This is a genomic window from Halonatronomonas betaini (genome assembly GCF_015666175.1).
Taxonomy (GTDB): Bacteria; Bacillota; Halanaerobiia; order Halanaerobiales; family Halarsenatibacteraceae; genus Halonatronomonas; species Halonatronomonas betaini.
Genome location: NZ_JADPIE010000002.1, coordinates 329772 through 347843 on the forward strand (window position 1 = coordinate 329772; position 18072 = coordinate 347843).

Genomic DNA, 18072 nt, shown 5'->3' on the forward strand with positions numbered 1-18072 from the left:
GATAAAAATCAAATTTCCTCCTCCAAAAGTCTCATTTATTTAAAGAAATTTTATTGAATTAAATTGATAGAGATACTATAATAGATTAGGAGGGATAATATGTTCAAATTAGATAAAGTCAGTTACAGGGATATACTTAAAATAGACCATTTGGAGCTTGGATCAAAAAAAATTACTGCGATCAGTGGCCCCAGTGGCGGTGGCAAGACAACACTTTTAAGGCTTTTAATTAATTTTATCTCACCTGATTCTGGTGAGATTCTTTATAAAGATAAGCCTCTAGAATCATATAGTCCAGAAGTTATCCGTAAAAAAATAAAAATGTTAGGCCAGCAGCCAATAATGTTTGGGGAAACCATTCAAGAAGAATTTGAGATAGCTTTAAATTTTGCAAATATCAATGAAGATAATATAGATCATTATAAAGAACTCCTTGAAATTGTACGTGTGGATAAAGAACTTAACGATAAAAGTTCAGAATTATCAGGAGGAGAAAAACAGAGACTTGCTCTGGCTAGACTGCTCTTATTAAAGCCAGAGATACTATTACTTGACGAACCGACAGCATCACTGGATAAAGGTAACCAGAAGCATATCCTTGATTTCTTATCTGAATATGCAAAAACCAATGGCAGCAAAATTATTATGGTCACCCATTCACCAGAATTAACTAAAGATATTGCCCAAGAACATATTATTATATCAGATGGGAAAGTTCAGGAAGGAGCTGTAATTAATGACTAATGGAATAGATGGTGGAGTAATTGATATTCCGCTAATCCAGCTCATTATAGCATACTTCTTCGTCCTCGTTTTAATTATCATTGTCAGAAAACAAAAAATAGATAAAGAAAAACAGATAATTCTGGCAGCAACCAGAATGACCCTCCAATTAGTGATAGTTGGGTTCCTCCTTGAATATATATTTGAGATGCCCCATCCCGGCATAACCCTTTTAATCTTGCTTATAATGGAAGGTTTTGCAATCCAGAATATTTTCTCCAGAGTCAGCACAGAACTTTCTTTTAATATGAAAAAAGTTACTGCTATTTCAATGTTTGCAGGAACAGTTTTTACACTATTTTTCTTTTTGATTCTGGTAATCGGCTTATCACCCTGGTATTATCCAAGATATTTCATTCCAATTGCAGGTATGTTAATCGGTAATTCAATGACAGGCATCTCATTAGGTGTTGAACACCTGGTTAATCAGATCAAAAAGAACCCGGAAAAAATTGAGGCAGCCTTAATGTTAGGAGCATCTCCTCAACAGGCAACCAGACAGGTTGCCAATCAGGCTTTTTATAATGCCATTCTGCCAACTGTCAATTCAATGATCGGTATGGGCATTATATTCCTTCCAGGAATGATGACCGGTCAGATCCTTTCAGGTGTCAGTCCTTTTCTAGCAATCAGATATCAGATTGCTATCATGATGGGTATTCTAGGTGCAGTCACCCTGACTACCTATCTACTGGTTAAATTAGGTGTTAAAACCTATTTTAATGATAGGATGCAGCTTACAATTAATAATGATTAATTCCATAAAATAGCTCCTCCATAATGGAGGAGCTAACATAAATTATTATATTCTTGAAATATTCAATCAATTTCTATTTCAGTCAATAATTTATTTAAATATTCCTTATGCATATCATAATTAATATCAGCTTCATTTATAATCTCTTCAGGAAAAACCATTGATTCAACCTGGATATTACCATTATTATCATTTATATTTTCATCAAACTCAGACATGATTTTATCCACAAAAATATTGACCCCTTCTCTGTCAGTTAGAGGTAATAAAAAAGTATATTCAGAGGGACTGGTATAATAAACCCTATCAATATCTCTAATTTTAGAGGTTATGTTAGATTTCAATTTTATTATTTCAGAACTATTTATTCTGTTAAGATAATTAAGCCTGACTACAGCAAAATCCAGACCAGACCTAATAGACCTGCTGAGTTCCATTGAGAGATCAGTTTTCAAATTGCTTATAACCTCATTAAAATCTTTTGAAGGTACAGCTTCTTTTTTATATTGTTTTTTCGAAGATAAAATTAAGTTAACTTTTTGCAGCAGAGTTCTTTTATCAAAGGGTTTTGTTATATAATTGTCTGCCCCAAGATTAATCGCCTTTTTAATTTTTTCTTTTCTGGCCTCCATACTGACTATTACAATCTTTATATCAGGATAATTAGTCTTTAGATATTTTAATAGATCAAAGCCATCTTCACCTTTAAAATATAAATCTATCAGGGCAAGATCTATTTCTTCTAAAGAAATATTACTGGAAAAGGAATGATCTTTAACTGCTTCAACTGAACCAGACTGAAAAACCCTATACCCCTCTCTGCTCAGCATATTATTTAATTTTATTCTTATGAGATTAACATCATCAACTATTAATATATTTTTAATTTAACACACCTCCAGCTGCCCCTTAAAACCTCAGTGATAAGCAGCTTAGCCCACCATCAAGTTTCCTGAATTCAGAAACATCTAAAGTAATAAGCTTAAAACCAGCAGCTTCTAATTTCTTTTTAACCATCGGATAGCCTGATGGAATTATCAAATAATCATTGACCCGAACTGAATTGGCTGCATAATCCTCTGAATCACCAAGTATTATCTGATTATACTTTAAGAATTCAGGTCTGCCTAGAAACATACCAGTTATCAGAACTGTATCATCTCCAATATATGATGCACCAGACTTTAAATGAAGCATGTTCTCAATTTCTATACCGAAAGTCTTATAGCCATAATTGCCAGCTATCTCAGAAAGCTGTTCAACCCCGGCTGTATTTGTTCTATCAGAAATCCCGGCATATAATATATTATTAACCTGGATAATATCACCGCCATCTAGTGTAGCCGGGCTTTCAATCCTGTGAATATTATCCACAGAATAAAATTCTTTAATAGCTGATTCAATAGCTTCTGTTTCTCCTTTTCTGGAATCAGCACCTGGATTGGTTATCACAGCAAAATCACTGGTTACAATTGCCGGGTCCTCAACAAATACTGAATCAGGATAATCCTCCTCGGCTTCCAGTACAGTTACTTCCAGCCCAGCTTTTTCTAAAGCTTTAATATAATTATTATGTTGAATAACTGCTTTTTCATAATCTGGTTTACCTAAATTTGATTTTGAAATCCCATCAACCATTGATTTGCCAGGCTTCTTAACTATTGCATTAGTTAGCTCCATTTATATCATTCCATTCCATTTAAATATTCATCAATAAAACTAAGCACTTCTATTTCATATTCAATTAAATTATCCCAGTAAACAGTCTGATGACTACTATCCTCCACAGTATAGAAAACTTTATTATCATGAGAAATTGAATTATAAATATCTTCAGCCATATGATATGGAGTTAATTGATCGGCTCTGCTGTGGATAAGCATCAGCGGTACTTCAGAATTTTTTATCTGCCTGGTTACATCTGCATCAGCATAATTATATCCCAGTCTAAATCTGGTAAATAATTCTCCAACAGAGAGCATATAATCTCTAATTAGACCGGAACCAAACTCCTGCTCTAACTGTTGCAAGACCATCTCGCGCTTATTGCTAATAGCAGACTCCAGGATTACAAAGTCAATATTTTGGTTGGCATGGTCAGAACCTGCATATATTCCAGCAGTTGCCCCACCAAATGAATTACCCCAGACACCTAATTTAAACTCATTACCAATTAACTCTCTTAAATAATTAACATAATCTTTAAGATCATTGCTTTCTAAATATCCAAAGGTATTATAATCAGCCAGATTTTCACCTGAGCTCCTCTGGTCATAGGTCAGAACATTATATCCATTTTCTAAAAAGATTCTGGCCTGGGGATACACAGAAACTCGATTACCTCCAAGTCCATGAACTAAAATAACTGTATCATTATTTTTCTCACCATCTGATAATATTAAATCAGCAGGTATTTCATGATCCCCGGAAGTCGACTCAATCCTGATATTTTCTATATTATACCTGGCTCTAAATTCATCAATATCAAAATCCCAATTTGCCTCCAGCCATGACTCTGTACTTGCCAGACTGGTCCCTTCTGGACTGGTCATCTGAGTAGACCCATCAGAAACAGCCAGACCGATAAAAATAGTTGTAGCTATAAAACCAGCCAGAACTAAGAGTAAAACTGTAATTAATATTTTTCTCTTTAAACTCATATACAAATCTCCTCTAGAGCTTATCTGGCTCTGGATATTCTACCCCAAAAGTCTCTACTTCTACTGTTTCCATAACCTTTGGCTCTTCTGGCCTATCATTTTGATCTGTATTAACAGTTGCAATCTCATCAACGACATCCATACCATTTATAACTTGACCAAAGGCAGCATAAGCACCATCTAGACGTTGAAAATCTTTATGCATTATAAAAAACTGAGATCCAGCTGAATCATAGGCCTGAGATCTTGCCATTGAGATAACACCTCTGGTATGCTCTAAATCATTCTCAAAGTCATTCTGTGCAAATTCCCCTTTTATAGAATAACCTGGTCCCCCTCTTCCAGTTCCATCAGGGTCTCCTCCCTGAATCATAAAATTCTCGATAACCCGATGAAAAATGAGGCCATCATAATAACCCTGTTCGACAAGATAAATAAAATTATTAACTGTATTTGGAGCTACCTCTGGATAAAGCTCAACCTCTATCTCTCTGCCAGCTTCCATAGATATTGTAACAATAGGATTCTTTTCTTCTGCATTAACTTCTGTCATTATAAAAAAACCTCCAATTAAAATTATTATTAAAAAGATTAAAAAATTCTTTTTCATGGCATTTCCTTTCTAACTTATTCAGTTATAAATCTCAAATTTTTATTTAATATAGTATTCCATCTCCAGCCCAAATTCATCTTCTCTAGCTATTATATCATAATCCTCCAGATTTTTATCTAAAAATCTTACAGTTTCCTGCTTTAATTCTTTTAAAATAACTGTATCAAATCTATTATTAAAATAATTTTTGATATCCTCTTCAATATTTAACTTCAGTTCCTCAGCTAAAACATTTTCATCAACTGATTCAAGCTCTTCATCTTCTTTTTTAATTTTTCGGCGAATTACTTCATCAACATAATAATTCAGAAAATCTTTGAATTCTTCAGATCTTCTTTCCATAATTAAGGTCTAATAGCGAAAAATTATTAACCTGCTATTAAACCTCCACCTCCTTTTACAGAATTTTTTAGCTATACCCAATTCAATTATAATATTATATTTCTTAAAAGTAAAAGGCCTCTAATACCATTAAAGATAGCCATAACTAAAGTACCCCTGGCCTAAAGCTCAGACCAGGGTTTAATAATTTTTATATTAACTAATATAATCTTCGCTAAAAATTCCAATACGATTTAATATCTTCATAGATCTTAACTCTAAATTTGAAACTTCTTCTGGATACAAATATTCTACATTCAGAGAACTTTTTTCACTCTCTGAAATTAGCTCATCAGAAACCCCAAATGCTTCATAAAGTACAATCAGGTTATACGTACAATCGCCATCAGGATCAATATCATAAAAATCTTCACCAGAAAATATATCTGTCAACTTTAAATTATCAGCTTTAATCCCTGTCTCCTCATATAATTTTCGACAGGCAGTCTCTTTGATTGTCTCCCCTAAACGCATGGTGCCTCCTGGAAGACCCCAGTTACCAGTTTCACATTTATACTGTAATAAAACTCTGCCATTGTCATCTCTGGCAAGAATTGATGCCCCTACCAGTATAATCGGAGTTTTTCCAATTTGCTCCCGTAATCTATCAATATAGTTTGACATTAGCTGATTCTCCTCATAATATCAATTCCTTATAGATTAAAGCATTTTATATTTTTCACTTAAGCCCTTAGGATTGTCAATAGATAATCTGTACTTAACTTTATCTGATGAGATTCCCTTTTCCTTTGCATAATTTTCAACTTCCTCATGAGATTTAGCTACAACCCTTTCCTCGCCGACCTGATATACCTTATATTTTCCTTCTCGCATTTAAAAACCCCCAAGAATTTTTATGTTGAGATATCAAGCTTACATTTATATTTCACGATTAAATTTGTTTTTCCTGCATTATTTAACTAATTAAATAAAAAAATCAGCTATAGTTTTAGCCGATTAATTTATATAGAGTCTATTTTAGTTTAAACATCAAGTAATTGCCTGAAATTAGAAACCAATAAATAATTGAAAAGTTAAATTAAAAGCTCTAAAATTAGATAAAGGCCCATTAGAAATCTTCCTATCACTTATCTCCCAGCTACTCCCAAAGTCATGTGTAAATAAATAACCAGCAGATGCAGAAATATCAATTGGCCCTATGATTGAATATGCCAAATTAACCCTGGGATTAAATACAATAAAGCTCTTTTCCATAGTTGAAGTATTATGACGACTATCTGCAATATCACCTATAATATTCTCAAAGTCTCCAGGTTCATCAGATAAAAGCCTTAATTCCATATTTCCTCTTCCAAATAATGCCCCTGCTGAAATTTCTAAATCTCTAGTTGCATAGAAACCACGCTTATAAAGGAGACCTTTATAATTGACTGAGAGTTCTGATTTTGCCTCCCCACTAATATTATTGGTAGTTCCTCTCATGGTTATACCGCCAAACCTATTGCCAACTTTTCTGCCAGCTATACCACTGCTTCCATAAACAAATACATTATTACTTAACTCTGGAAAACCACTACCAGTTAAAATATTATTTAAATCCCCTAAGTCAAGGCGAAACAGACCTAATTCAGGGCCACCCCCCACTCTCACATTATAACCAGTCCAGTTTGGGGACTGCTGGATTTCATCTAAATCAATCCTATCTTCCTGTTCTGCCATTACAGTAACCGGCTGAATAATAAATAAGCTAACAAGAAAAATTAATAATAATCTCTTCATTTCAGTCACCTTTCATATCTCTTAAATAATACAGGCTCTATTTATTAATTCAATATAAAACAATTATATCCTGCCAGGAATACCTGTTAATTTTTTATTCAAAAACCACAAAAATATTTACCTTTCAAATCTGATCATATCTTGAGTCATAAATACATCAAGTCCAACATCTAATTGATTAATTTCCCCGTCTAAATCACTTTTAAATTCCATTGCTATCTCCATAGGCCCGGCAATATCAACATGCCCGGTAAAGACATTATAATGCCAGTGCTCCATTTCCAGCTCTGTACCATGATAATCAGCTATCAGCCTATCATCATCAATAAATACAGAAAAAGTGCCATATAAAGGATGATTATATTCTCCAGTTAGATCTTCTAAAGCATGAGATGGCAGAGTAGCTTCCCTTCTTTTATCCCGGTCAAATAATGACATAGTAAAATCTACTGGCTGCTGGGCTAATAATTCAAGATAATCATCCTTCCATTGAACTGGTTCTAAATCAAGGAGACGATCAATAGCTTCATTGGCTATAATTTGAGTCACTGGACTGCCATGGAGATTACTAAGGACAACAATACCTATATTCTTATCTGGAATCAGGTTGACTCCAGCACTAAAACCCATGGTAACTCCGTCATGGTTAACTCTAAAATTACCTCTATATGAACTGATAAACCAGCCAAGTCCATAGCCATAATGGTCTGTATAAGAATCCATTCCCCTGCTGGAAATATTATTAGCCGAATTAAAGAAACTATTAATTGAACCTCCGCTGATTAACTGCTCATTTCCTATTCTTCCATTATTTAAATAGACCTGCATCCAGTTATTCATTTCATCCACATTTGAATTAATTGAACCGGCTGGTGCAGCTGCTCCCAATTCCCAGAAATCAATCTCAGCAAGAGATTCAAATCTATCCTCTGAGACATATGGAAATGCAAAATTTTCAGTCTGTTTAAGTTCATATATGCTTAAATTAGAAATATTCATATCAAGGGGCTTAAAAACTCTATCCTGAACAGCCTCTTCCCAGCTCATGCCAGTTATCTCTTCAATTACTAGCCCGGCTAAAATATAACTATAGTTTCCATAATGAAAAGAATTTCTGAAATCCTGATTTCTTTCCATATATCTAATATTTTCAAGAATTCCCTCTCTGGTCAGATCCTGATTAAAGATCAAAGTAAAATCATAACGTGGCAGGCCTGATCTATGGCTGACTAAATCTCTAACTGTAATATAACCACTAATTGGGTCATTATCTAATCTAAAATCAATATAATTTCTTATCGGTTCATCCCAGCTTAATTTTCCTTCATCTACTAACATTCCAAGTATCATAGTTGTAAAAGGTTTGGTAGTTGAACCAATTCCAAAGAGAGTTTCAGAATTTACAGGCTGAGATTCATCAAGATCCAGATAGCCAAATCCATCAGCAAATAAAACCTCTTTATCAGTAACAATTCCAACAGCAATCCCGGGTGTATTCCAGTCTTTCCGGATAGATTCTATATAATCAGCAAAATCATCTAAAGCTAAAATATTTAACTCAACCTCTTTTAACCCTTCTGGCCTTAATTCAATAGGAAAAGTCATACCTGCCTGCATAAAGTCTCCTGAAATCAAACTGCCATCATCAGATATCTCTGCCTTTACTGCAGGATCACCAGGTAGACCTTCTAATAAAAACTCAATATTTTTACTATCTACAGAATTAATTATTAAATTAATATCATAAGCTCCCTGAGCAGGAATGTCCATTGAACCTGTTAATTTATCATCTTCAAGCTGAAACTCGACTATAAGTTCAAGGGGACTGCCAGGTATTTCAATAGCACCTTCCCATTCACCAATAAAATTATCTACTGCAATACCTGGAGTAGCAAAAACTAAAACCAACAAAAATATGCCAGGAATAAAAAACATCCCTTTTCTTATTATTTTATTGTTCATTATCAATTCCCCTTTTTATTTTTTTCTAATTCGTCATCCCAGTACTGATTACCTAAGTTCATGTAATCTTTATCACTTATCAATTCCTTATGAATATTTTCAACGATCTCATCAGAAACATAACCATTATTAACTAATTCTTTTCCTGCTTTAGATAATTCTGAATAAAAATCTTCTACCCTTTTTTTATATTTATCGTATTCTGGTTGTGCAAGTAATTCACCGCAATTCCGATAGACTTCTAAAACCATTGGTTGTAAAGATGTCAGAGCCTGAATGATCTTAAAATTATTATCACCAGGAAAACCAGAGTTTGCAATCATAAATTGACTTGGAAAACTATTCACTCTTCCCTCATGATAAAATTCCCCCTCCTCAGAAACTTGAATATGAGGAGTGGCAAGTGGTAAAAGCCTATCGGTAAAATTCTTTAACAAACCAGTCATATACATATTATATACAGGTGTTGCCAGACCAATAATCTCTGATTCAAGATATAAACTAATCATATCAGTCATATCATCGTTAATAGTGCATTTGCCTGGAGTTTTATCCCAGCAGTTAAAACAACCCCTGCAATGTTGAATATTATGGTCAACTAAAAATATTTCTTGAACATTAGCCCCTGCTTTAGCCGCTCCCTCTAATAAAGGTTTAACAATTCTGTGGCTATTGCTTTCTATTCCCCTGGGACTTCCATTAAAAACTGTTATTTTCATTAACCTCGCTCCTTAATAAAATAAATTTTTGAAGTCATTATAATTACAGTAAAAATAATCGCACCTACAATTAACAAGATCCCTAATCCTAATTCGAACTGATTACCAAGAGAAATCCCGACAACTCCCCTGTAAATATAGAGCAATAATAATCCGACTAAAGATTTGATCAGAAGAATTGTCCTGGCTGCAATAACTCTAATTGTTTCAAATTGATTTTTTGAAAGATTTCCTTCTTCTGAACTTTTATGCTTATTTATTATGATTAGATTAGCAGGTGATAATATAAACTTATAATTTATAATTGAGAGCAAAAAATAAACACCTACTGCAACAGCTCCAAAAGCTAATAAAACTGTTCTATCTCCCCAGGCAGTAGGAACTCCTGTTAAAGTAAAATTAACTGGAACACCATTTGAAATTCGACCATAACTAAAGCTTAAAAGAAAAACTGTATATAAAAGAATTAATAGTGGAATAATTTCAACCACTGGCGGATAAAACCTTTTAACCTTTAAAAACAATATCCTCACCTCTCAAATTTTTATTCATGTTAAAATGTTAACTAATAATATTAATATACACCACTCATTTAAATATGTCAATACATAAATTAATAAATTTAATTTTATGTTTTAATATATTTAAATAAATGAAATCATTGTTTGTTTTTTATTGATTTTAAAGCCTCTCTTGTAGCCAGGGAAGACAGATCATTATTTTTAACAAACTCCCTGATAACTTTAGCATCGACCTTTGAATACTCCCTCAATGACCAGCCAATAGCTTTTTGAATAAAAAATTCATCAATAGCTTTTAAATGCATGATAATATCAAATAATAAATCTACATCTGTTTTCTCTTTGTATCCTAATTGAAATAAAAGAGCTGAACGTTGAAGCCAGATATTCTCAGAGGTAATCCATTTATCCAGATAGTTTTCTTTCTCTTCAGGAAATTTTATAAAATAACTTCCAATCAGTTTCTTTGCTATCAAATCAACTGTATCCCACCATGATTTATTAACAACCATATATTCAAAAAGCTCGATAATCTCTCTATCAAAATCCTGAAGACATTTTTCAACTAATTCCTGGGCAAAGTACTGATATTCCCGTTCAGGTAATTTCCATAACTTTTTAACCACATTATCTAATTCATTGTAATCAGGTCTCCGTTCCTTCCTCATGAACTCTCTGGTAGCCTTCCTTCTTGAATTTGCTTTAATTCCAAAAAACTCAAATTTATCTCTCATATAACTCTTTTGATGAATAGCATCTTCAGGATTGGCTTCAGCTTCAAGTGCATTTTTTATCCCTTTAATATAATCATTATACTGAACCATTTTCTGACCACATCCTTAATTAATTGGTAAAATTACATTGATTCTAGTTCCAATATTCTGACGGCTAAGGACTTCAAAATGGCCCCCATGACGTTCAATAATCCATTTTGCAATTGCCAGACCCAGCCCGGTACCGCCAGTCTTTCTGGCCCTGGACTCATCAGAGCGATAGAATCGTTCAAAGATATTTGGTAAATCCTCTGGTGCTATCCCAATCCCATTATCCTGGACCTGAATCACAATCTCGTCATCTTTACTGAATGCTTTCAACTTCACCTCCTGGCCTGGCTCAGTATATTTAAGACTATTATCTACCAGTATTCTAACTGCCTGCTTTAATAGTTGTTCATCAGCCTCAATAAAAGCTGGCTTCTCAAGTTCAGTTATAATTTTATGGTCCTGGTCAATAATTTGAGTCTCAGAGATTATCTCTTCAATCAAATCAGAACAATCAAATCTTATCTTATTTAGCTGAATGGCTTCATTATCACCTCTGGCCAGAAAGAGAAGGTGTTCAACTAACATTTTCATATTCTCAGTTTCACTTTTAATAGCATCAATGGCCTCCTGCAGTGTCTTTTCATCATGTTTGCCCCAGCGATCAATCATACCTGCATATCCCTGAATAACAGATATAGGTGTTCTCAATTCATGTGAGGCATCAGAAACAAAACGTATCTGAGATTGATATGCCTGATTAATCCTTCTTAGCATATCATTAATTGCATGGGCCAGAGACTTCAGCTCATCCTGAGACCCATCAACTGATAATTGATAATCCAGTTTCTCAGCATCTATACTGCTGATAGCACCAGCAAGGTCCTTTATTGTTTCATTTGGATTTCTGGAACTTAAATCAGCTATTTCAGATTGAAGTTTCTTTGCCTTCTCAGCCATATCAGAGAGTGGTTTTAAGGTTTCTCTAATCATTCTGTTATTCTTTCTAATTCTACCTAAAATATAAAGCAACTGACAGAATAAAAGCATCAAAATTAAATAGATTAGTAATTTTAGATCATGACCAATAGAATAACTAATCAATTGATATCCTGATTCAACAGGTATTGCTATTTTATAATTGATTGCCTCTATCTGTTCCACAGGCAACCCGGAGACTGGACCTCTTAAACTACTTGAATTTAAAGACCTACCATTAATATAACCTGAAACTGGCAGCCAACTTTGAATAAAATCTGGCAAAACTAAAAAATCTAACTCTCTATCAGTTATTTCAATTTGATAACCTAATATTTCTTCTCCTCTAGTTGATATCTCCAATAATTCATCATTATTTAATATATCTACAGCCTTAGATTCGGCCTGCCAGATTATAATTCCTGCAGAAATAAAAAATAATAATAGGTTGATTGCCATAAAAGCAAAAAATAAACCTATCAACATCTTAAAATTTAATTTCAAAGCCATTGATGATCTAATCTTATCTGATAGAGTTAATGACCGGCTTTTCCTGGAAAGATTATTCTTCATCTCTTATCACATACCCGACACCACGGACTGTTTTTATAAGATTTAAACCATATGGTTCCTCTAATTTTGAGCGAAGATACCGTACATAAACATCCACTGAGTTTGTCTCTCCAACAAAATCAAAACCCCAGATCCTATCAAGCAATGTCGTTCTTTCCATCACTATATTTTTGTTTTGTAGCAAAAATTCCAGTAGATCAAATTCTTTTCTGGTTAATTCAACAACTTGATTATCAACCTTAACCTCCCGGCTGGAAGAATTTAAAGACAATCTTCCTATTTCTAAAATATGATTAACAGCATTATTTTTAGATTGGTTTTTTCTTAATGCAACCCTGATCCTGGCCAGAAGTTCTTCGATGGCAAAGGGCTTTGTTATATAATCATCAGCACCTCTATCAAGGCCTGAAACTTTATCAACAACAGCATCTCTAGCTGTAAGTAAAATTATTGGTAGATCAGATTCCTGCCTTATTCTTCTTAATACCTCTATTCCATTAAGTGCAGGCAGCATTATATCCAGCAAAATAAGATCAAAGGAACTGGCTTTAAATAAAGCCAGCCCCTCTCTCCCATCTAATGCCTTAGATACTTCATAACCCTCATGTTCCAGTTCAAGTTCCAAAAATCGGGCTAATTTTTCTTCATCTTCAACAATTAGAATTTTCTCCATTATTATTTTCTCCCTTAGGTTTTTTGTCATCTTTAGAAAATTTACCTGCTGCATCAGTCATTGAATCAACAGCCTGCCTGGTTGCATCTGAAACTGAATCCATTGCCTTATTAACTTTTGTCTCATCTAAATCTGGACCACCAAGATTATAGCGATATCCAAAGACAAGCCCAATAACCATTGCCGGTATAACTATCCAAAAAGCAAAGAATAATAATAATGCAAAGGCTGTTAAAGGTATCTCAAGAACTAAATTATCATCTTTAATTATCTTAAAGTTATTTGAATTACCCTTTTCAATAAGTTTTCTTACCCAGCTTAAAATATTCTTAAGAGTTTCAGTGAAATTAGACCCCCTGGTTTTTTCTTCTTTTCTCATATCAACCTTTTCCATAGATTCTTCTGTTTTCTCCTGACCAGATGACTTATAATAACCATTAGCTTCTGGCTTTTTAATTCTCCCCTCTTTTTCAAGATTAACAACAGCCTCTAATAAATCACCATCAGTTTTTTCTAGCTCCTTTTTTGCCTCTTCATAAGAAATACCTGCATATTCTCTTAACTTCTCAACTTTCTCAAATGTTATCACTATGATAACCTCCTTATTTTGTTTGATAGCCTAATGATAACACCGAGAAATTTAAAACAAATTTAAATAAGATTAAAATTAGATTAAAATCAGGCTTATTTCTGATGAATATAGCTAAGATAAAACTTTAACCATGAATAAACAGGGTTCTTCTTCACTCCAGAGTTCTGGCATCTCTTCAAGGGGATAGAAGTCCATTGACCTATAAAAAGCTCTGGTCTTTTTGTAATACTTATCTGGATTAGAGCCACTTAAGGTCTTAACTGTCAGAAACTTCTTATTCTCTCTAATCAGTTGCTGACTTGCAATCTCAATCAAGTTCCTACCAATACCCTTATTGTGAAACTCCTCCAATATCCCCAAAACATAAATTTCACCTGTAAACTGATTATGATTTTTAATTGAAATAAAGCCTATAGGTATATCTTCAACCAGAGCAGATAGAAAATACTCTTCTCTTACTCCCCGGGAATACTCTCTATTGGCATCTTCGTTACCAAACCAGTCATTTAGATTGTTTATTATATTAAAACAAATTTCACTTTTCTGATCAGGCTCATTTATAACTTTGAAATCCACAAAATTAAATAAAACATCTTCCATGTTTAAACCTCCAAATTCAAGCTTAAATTAATTTTTTACACTCTTCTAAAATCTTAGTTTTTCAGTTGTTTTATCGTTATCTTCACCAACAATAATTAAATTTTGTGGAGGAGTCATTATTGCCAGTAATATATTTTTATTATTATCTACAACCCTGCTCAAAAATAAGTCCTTCATGATATCATCTTCCGTATCCATTAATGAATAAAGGACCCCAATAGGCATGTTATTTACTACTTCTTTTTCTAATAAAAAATCCTCTACAACCTCTAAATATGAATGCAAATTATTATGGCCTATTATTTCCATATAACCTTCTCCTTATTTTAATATAATATAGCAGAAAGCAAAAAATTAAACCAGATCAAATTAACTATTGGCTCTTAATCTAAAATGAGCTTCAACTAGCCTTGAATTTTCTTTAATAGATCTATCCCCATTAACATCAATTACTTTATAGCCAATATCCATAGCCTGCTTCCTGACTTTTTTGCCAAAAAGATGATCTCTTTCCATCCAGTTATTAAAAGCCACCTCTGGCTGACGGCATTCCTTTAAAATCCCATCTTTAAAACCTCTTTTCGAGTAATATTTAATTTGGAATTCTTTAGATGGTATTAAGAAAATAACTCTGTGTTTTTCTAAATCTAATTCTTTTAACAGTTCTGGCAAAAGAGCAGCACTTTCTAGAATAACTTTACTATTAGATTGATATTTCTTTAGTTCATTTAAAATCATCGAAAATCTTTCTCGATAAAATTCAAATTCCTCTTCCACCTGTTTTTCAACTGAACGCATCCAGATTTCATCCCAGCTCATCTGAGACCATTTATACATAATAGGATGCTGTTCAGGGCTGGCATTTTCTATATGTTCCTGTTCATAATCATCTATTTTAAGATATTCTAGATCATATTTTGTTGATAAGATCTCTGAAATAGTACTCTTGCCGCTACAAGGAGAACCGCCAATAAAATATGAATTATCCAATATCTTTCTTAATTTATGATCTATCATCATATCCCTCCAATATAATAATTCTCCTTCTTTTATTATTATATCATAATTTTTTAAAATATTATCAGTATAGAAAACTTTTAATAAATATTACAAAAGCAGTTCCCCCTGAATCATCAGGATTTTTAAATTTAAGTTCAAAAAAACTCCGCCCAGGAATAAGGCGGAGCTTCTGATTAATTGATATTTATTAGTTTTTTATTTTTTCATGCTTTAACTTTTATTTAACTTATCAACAATACGATCAATATCTTTACTGGTAAAATTACCTTCAGTAAAAGTAATTAAATTTCTTAATGGTAGGTATTCCAGAAAATTAGGTATGCCAATATCCATTTCAGCATTATCAAATGAAACAAACCGTTTTAATTTGGGGTTATCTGAAATTTCCTCCTGAAGAACTTCCCAGGCTTCTGGATCCTGATAAATATCTCCAATTGTTGAATTTTGATGATACTCTGGTCTAATCGACACCCCTGGAGTAATCGGGCTGGCAATATTAATCTCATCTCTAAGCCTGATATCATCAGAAGAACTGCCAATTAAGACCTGATAATCTCCTGGTTCAGTAAGCCAATTGGCTATCTCTGGCTCATAATAAGCTAGATCATCTGCAGTTATATTAAAACTAATCTCCTTTGATTCTCCAGGTTCAAGTTTGACTTTATCAAAGCCCTTTAATTCTTTAATTGGGCGCCTGACCTGGGAATTTTCAGCTGATATATAAAGTTGAGTTACTTCACTACCAGCTCTAGCTCCTGTATTAGTAATAGTAAAAGAAATTTCAGCTATAATCTCACTTAAATCCCTGGCATCAATATCATTTTTAGAATGTTGATAAATATTCAAATTATCATACCTGAAGCTGGTATAACTTAATCCATAACCAAAAGGATAAGCTGGCTCGATCTCCTTTTTATCATAATATCTATAGCCAACAAAAATATCTTCACCATAAAGAACTCTATCCCTTTCTCCTGGGAAATTAATGAATGAAGGAGTATCTTCTATTGTCTCAGGAAATGTTTCAGCCAACTTTCCTGACGGATTAACCTTGCCATTAATAATATCAGAAATGGCTCTGGCTGCAGACTGGCCTCCAAGATAACCTTCTAAGATAGCAGAAACTTTATCTTTCCATGGAATTTCAACTGGTGCTCCATTTGTTAAAACTACAATTGTATTGGGTTGTACAGAAGCTATTTCATAAATCAAAACTTCCTGGTTTTCTGGGATACTGAGATTATCTCTATCCTGACCTTCTGCTTCAAAATCTTCTGTCAAACCTGCAAAAATAATCGCCACATCAGAATTAGCAGCATTTTCTTTAGCTTCATCTAATAAATGATAATAATCTTTAGCTTTATCAAGACTTACCTCCTCTACTGGTTCGACACAATCTAGGCAATAACCTTTATCATAAGTTATTTCTGTATCCTCAGTAAAATTATTTTTGAAGATATCAAAAAAACTATCTAATTCTCTAGGATTAACCTGTGAGCTTCCCTGACCCTGACGGCGTAAATTTTTAGCCATCTCACCAATAACAGCAATCTTCTTTTGATTATTAAGTGGTAACAGATCTTCATTTTTAAGCAAAACCATTGATTCTGTTGCCGCTTTATAAGCAAGCTCATTATAATTGCTTACCTGTGCTTTATCAGCAACAAGGCTCTCATGATTTTCTGCTTTAAAAATTATTTTAAGAAGCCTTCTGACAGCCTTATCAAGAACTTCTTCAGATAATTTATTATTTTTAACTGCAGAGACTATCTCTTTATCTCTAATCCCATGACTTCCTGGCATCTCAAGTTCTAAGCCTGCTTTTAGTCCATCAACTCTATCGTTAACTGCTCCCCAGTCTGAAATAACAATACCCTCAAAACCCCATTCTTCTCTTAAAATTTCTGTAAGTAAGCGGGGATGTTCAGAGCAATACTTTCCATTAACTTTATTATAAGCAGACATCAAAGTCCAGGGGCTGGCCTCTTTGACTGCTATTTCAAAAGATTTTAAATAAATTTCTCTTAATGCCCTTTCAGGGATTTCTGCATTAATTGTCATTCTTCTAAACTCCTGGTTGTTAGCAACAAAATGTTTTAAAGATGTACCGACCCCCTGACTTTGAACTCCTTTTATGTAAGCAGCCGCAAGTTTTCCTGAAAGATAAGGATCTTCAGAAAAATATTCGAAATTTCTTCCACCTAAAGGCGATCGTTTAATATTAGCTCCAGGGCCTAAAAGAATATTCACATCCATTTCCTTTGCTTCCTGGCCTAACGCAAATCCAACTTCATTAACTAATTCTGTATTCCACGATGCTGCCAGACCTGAAGCTGTCGGATAACAGGTAGCCTTATAGCTATCTTTAATACCTGGCTCGTCGATATCTTCCCTGACTTTTCTAACTCCATGGGGACCATCAGTCATCAATAATTCCGGAATCCCGGTTTTTTTAATAGCTTTTGTATTCCATGATCCCTGCCCTGAACAGAGAGAAGCTTTATCTTCAAGACTTAGTTCTGCCATTATTTCTTCAATCCTTGTATCATTCATTTATTTTAACCCCCTGATAATTGTTAATAAAAAATCATTATAACTATATAAAATCTTATAAAGTTTTTGCTCCTATAACTCAATTCTCGATTAATTACTTATTTCCTTTTTATTTAGAATAAATAAAATTATCAAAAAGCCTGCCAGAAACAAATTAACAACTAAAAAGAGCTAAAACCCTATGAT

At 33.5% G+C, this 18072-nt stretch carries 21 protein-coding genes; 2 read left to right on the plus strand and 19 right to left on the minus strand.

Features of this window, described 5'->3' with window-relative positions:
* The first annotated feature begins 99 nt into the window (after nucleotides 1-99).
* Both I0Q91_RS04635 and I0Q91_RS04640 read left to right on the plus strand, forming a co-directional pair.
* Nucleotides 100-744, plus strand: coding sequence for an ABC transporter ATP-binding protein (locus tag I0Q91_RS04635; protein ID WP_270453179.1), 645 nt, complete (start codon nucleotides 100-102; stop codon nucleotides 742-744).
* Nucleotides 737-1540 (plus strand): ABC transporter permease, encoded by an 804-nt coding sequence (locus I0Q91_RS04640; protein WP_270453180.1) that lies wholly within the window; start codon nucleotides 737-739, stop codon nucleotides 1538-1540. Before I0Q91_RS04635 ends, I0Q91_RS04640 begins: the two co-directional genes overlap by 8 nt.
* A gap of 62 nt (nucleotides 1541-1602) precedes the next feature.
* On the opposite strand, the gene I0Q91_RS04645 is transcribed toward I0Q91_RS04640, so the two are convergent.
* From I0Q91_RS04645 to I0Q91_RS04735, 19 genes are all read right to left on the minus strand, one after another.
* Entirely contained in the window at nucleotides 1603-2427 is an 825-nt protein-coding gene (locus I0Q91_RS04645; RefSeq protein WP_345790955.1) for a response regulator, read from the minus strand.
* A gap of 22 nt (nucleotides 2428-2449) precedes the next feature.
* Nucleotides 2450-3220 (minus strand): dimethylarginine dimethylaminohydrolase family protein, encoded by a 771-nt coding sequence (locus tag I0Q91_RS04650; protein ID WP_270453182.1) that lies wholly within the window; start codon nucleotides 3218-3220, stop codon nucleotides 2450-2452.
* A gap of 5 nt (nucleotides 3221-3225) precedes the next feature.
* A complete protein-coding gene (locus I0Q91_RS04655; RefSeq protein ID WP_270453184.1) occupies nucleotides 3226-4200 on the minus strand; it encodes an alpha/beta hydrolase in 975 nt (324 codons plus the stop codon).
* A 13-nt stretch (nucleotides 4201-4213) separates the two neighbouring features.
* Nucleotides 4214-4753 (minus strand): peptidylprolyl isomerase, encoded by a 540-nt coding sequence (locus tag I0Q91_RS04660; RefSeq protein ID WP_270453185.1) that lies wholly within the window; start codon nucleotides 4751-4753, stop codon nucleotides 4214-4216.
* Between the two features lie 99 nt (nucleotides 4754-4852).
* The gene (locus I0Q91_RS04665) at nucleotides 4853-5155 is read right to left on the minus strand and encodes a hypothetical protein (protein ID WP_270453186.1); all 303 of its coding nucleotides are present in this window, start codon (nucleotides 5153-5155) and stop codon (nucleotides 4853-4855) included.
* Nucleotides 5156-5350: 195 nt separating this feature from the next.
* On the minus strand, nucleotides 5351-5818 hold the full coding sequence (locus I0Q91_RS04670; protein ID WP_270453188.1) for an NUDIX domain-containing protein: 468 nt from the start codon (nucleotides 5816-5818) through the stop codon (nucleotides 5351-5353).
* A 36-nt stretch (nucleotides 5819-5854) separates the two neighbouring features.
* Nucleotides 5855-6028, minus strand: coding sequence for a hypothetical protein (locus I0Q91_RS04675; protein ID WP_270453205.1), 174 nt, complete (start codon nucleotides 6026-6028; stop codon nucleotides 5855-5857).
* 174 nt (nucleotides 6029-6202) lie between these two features.
* Nucleotides 6203-6943, minus strand: a complete 741-nt coding sequence (locus I0Q91_RS04680; protein ID WP_270453206.1) for a hypothetical protein — start codon at nucleotides 6941-6943, stop codon at nucleotides 6203-6205.
* Between the two features lie 108 nt (nucleotides 6944-7051).
* Nucleotides 7052-8896 (minus strand): serine hydrolase, encoded by a 1845-nt coding sequence (locus I0Q91_RS04685; RefSeq protein WP_270453207.1) that lies wholly within the window; start codon nucleotides 8894-8896, stop codon nucleotides 7052-7054.
* 2 nt (nucleotides 8897-8898) lie between these two features.
* The gene (locus I0Q91_RS04690; RefSeq protein WP_270453208.1) at nucleotides 8899-9615 is read right to left on the minus strand and encodes a flavodoxin family protein; all 717 of its coding nucleotides are present in this window, start codon (nucleotides 9613-9615) and stop codon (nucleotides 8899-8901) included.
* Entirely contained in the window at nucleotides 9615-10139 is a 525-nt protein-coding gene (locus I0Q91_RS04695; RefSeq protein WP_270453210.1) for a hypothetical protein, read from the minus strand. The genes I0Q91_RS04690 and I0Q91_RS04695 overlap by 1 nt, the downstream gene beginning before the upstream one ends.
* A gap of 134 nt (nucleotides 10140-10273) precedes the next feature.
* A complete protein-coding gene (locus I0Q91_RS04700; protein ID WP_270453211.1) occupies nucleotides 10274-10960 on the minus strand; it encodes a DNA alkylation repair protein in 687 nt (228 codons plus the stop codon).
* 15 nt (nucleotides 10961-10975) lie between these two features.
* On the minus strand, nucleotides 10976-12448 hold the full coding sequence (locus I0Q91_RS04705) for a sensor histidine kinase (protein ID WP_270453213.1): 1473 nt from the start codon (nucleotides 12446-12448) through the stop codon (nucleotides 10976-10978).
* Nucleotides 12438-13121 (minus strand): response regulator transcription factor, encoded by a 684-nt coding sequence (locus tag I0Q91_RS04710; RefSeq protein ID WP_270453214.1) that lies wholly within the window; start codon nucleotides 13119-13121, stop codon nucleotides 12438-12440. Before I0Q91_RS04710 ends, I0Q91_RS04705 begins: the two co-directional genes overlap by 11 nt.
* On the minus strand, nucleotides 13099-13710 hold the full coding sequence (locus I0Q91_RS04715; protein ID WP_270453215.1) for a DUF4342 domain-containing protein: 612 nt from the start codon (nucleotides 13708-13710) through the stop codon (nucleotides 13099-13101). Before I0Q91_RS04715 ends, I0Q91_RS04710 begins: the two co-directional genes overlap by 23 nt.
* A gap of 114 nt (nucleotides 13711-13824) precedes the next feature.
* Nucleotides 13825-14313 carry a GNAT family N-acetyltransferase gene (locus tag I0Q91_RS04720; RefSeq protein WP_270453216.1) on the minus strand — a complete coding sequence of 163 codons (489 nt, stop codon included), beginning with the start codon at nucleotides 14311-14313 and terminating at the stop codon, nucleotides 13825-13827.
* A gap of 45 nt (nucleotides 14314-14358) precedes the next feature.
* Nucleotides 14359-14622: a hypothetical protein gene (locus I0Q91_RS04725; RefSeq protein ID WP_270453217.1), complete on the minus strand. Its 264-nt coding sequence runs from the start codon at nucleotides 14620-14622 to the stop codon at nucleotides 14359-14361.
* A 60-nt stretch (nucleotides 14623-14682) separates the two neighbouring features.
* Entirely contained in the window at nucleotides 14683-15330 is a 648-nt protein-coding gene (locus I0Q91_RS04730; RefSeq protein ID WP_270453219.1) for a hypothetical protein, read from the minus strand.
* A 213-nt stretch (nucleotides 15331-15543) separates the two neighbouring features.
* A complete protein-coding gene (locus I0Q91_RS04735; RefSeq protein ID WP_270453221.1) occupies nucleotides 15544-17886 on the minus strand; it encodes a glycoside hydrolase family 3 C-terminal domain-containing protein in 2343 nt (780 codons plus the stop codon).
* Between the last annotated feature and the right edge of the window lie 186 nt (nucleotides 17887-18072).

What these genes read in the sequence shown, in the direction of transcription:
- I0Q91_RS04660 (WP_270453185.1), bottom strand. Translation starts at nt 4,753, where the DNA reads ATGACAGAAGTTAATGCAGAAGAAAAGAATCCTATTGTTACAATATCT.
- I0Q91_RS04730 (WP_270453219.1), bottom strand. Translation starts at nt 15,330, where the DNA reads ATGATAGATCATAAATTAAGAAAGATATTGGATAATTCATATTTTATT.
- I0Q91_RS04690 (WP_270453208.1), bottom strand. Translation starts at nt 9,615, where the DNA reads ATGAAAATAACAGTTTTTAATGGAAGTCCCAGGGGAATAGAAAGCAAT.
- I0Q91_RS04705 (WP_270453213.1), bottom strand. Translation starts at nt 12,448, where the DNA reads ATGAAGAATAATCTTTCCAGGAAAAGCCGGTCATTAACTCTATCAGAT.
- I0Q91_RS04670 (WP_270453188.1), bottom strand. Translation starts at nt 5,818, where the DNA reads ATGTCAAACTATATTGATAGATTACGGGAGCAAATTGGAAAAACTCCG.
- I0Q91_RS04635 (WP_270453179.1), top strand. Translation starts at nt 100, where the DNA reads ATGTTCAAATTAGATAAAGTCAGTTACAGGGATATACTTAAAATAGAC.
- I0Q91_RS04650 (WP_270453182.1), bottom strand. Translation starts at nt 3,220, where the DNA reads ATGGAGCTAACTAATGCAATAGTTAAGAAGCCTGGCAAATCAATGGTT.
- I0Q91_RS04735 (WP_270453221.1), bottom strand. Translation starts at nt 17,886, where the DNA reads ATGAATGATACAAGGATTGAAGAAATAATGGCAGAACTAAGTCTTGAA.
- I0Q91_RS04710 (WP_270453214.1), bottom strand. Translation starts at nt 13,121, where the DNA reads ATGGAGAAAATTCTAATTGTTGAAGATGAAGAAAAATTAGCCCGATTT.
- I0Q91_RS04665 (WP_270453186.1), bottom strand. Translation starts at nt 5,155, where the DNA reads ATGGAAAGAAGATCTGAAGAATTCAAAGATTTTCTGAATTATTATGTT.
- I0Q91_RS04640 (WP_270453180.1), top strand. Translation starts at nt 737, where the DNA reads ATGACTAATGGAATAGATGGTGGAGTAATTGATATTCCGCTAATCCAG.
- I0Q91_RS04720 (WP_270453216.1), bottom strand. Translation starts at nt 14,313, where the DNA reads ATGGAAGATGTTTTATTTAATTTTGTGGATTTCAAAGTTATAAATGAG.
- I0Q91_RS04700 (WP_270453211.1), bottom strand. Translation starts at nt 10,960, where the DNA reads ATGGTTCAGTATAATGATTATATTAAAGGGATAAAAAATGCACTTGAA.
- I0Q91_RS04725 (WP_270453217.1), bottom strand. Translation starts at nt 14,622, where the DNA reads ATGGAAATAATAGGCCATAATAATTTGCATTCATATTTAGAGGTTGTA.
- I0Q91_RS04655 (WP_270453184.1), bottom strand. Translation starts at nt 4,200, where the DNA reads ATGAGTTTAAAGAGAAAAATATTAATTACAGTTTTACTCTTAGTTCTG.
- I0Q91_RS04675 (WP_270453205.1), bottom strand. Translation starts at nt 6,028, where the DNA reads ATGCGAGAAGGAAAATATAAGGTATATCAGGTCGGCGAGGAAAGGGTT.
- I0Q91_RS04685 (WP_270453207.1), bottom strand. Translation starts at nt 8,896, where the DNA reads ATGAACAATAAAATAATAAGAAAAGGGATGTTTTTTATTCCTGGCATA.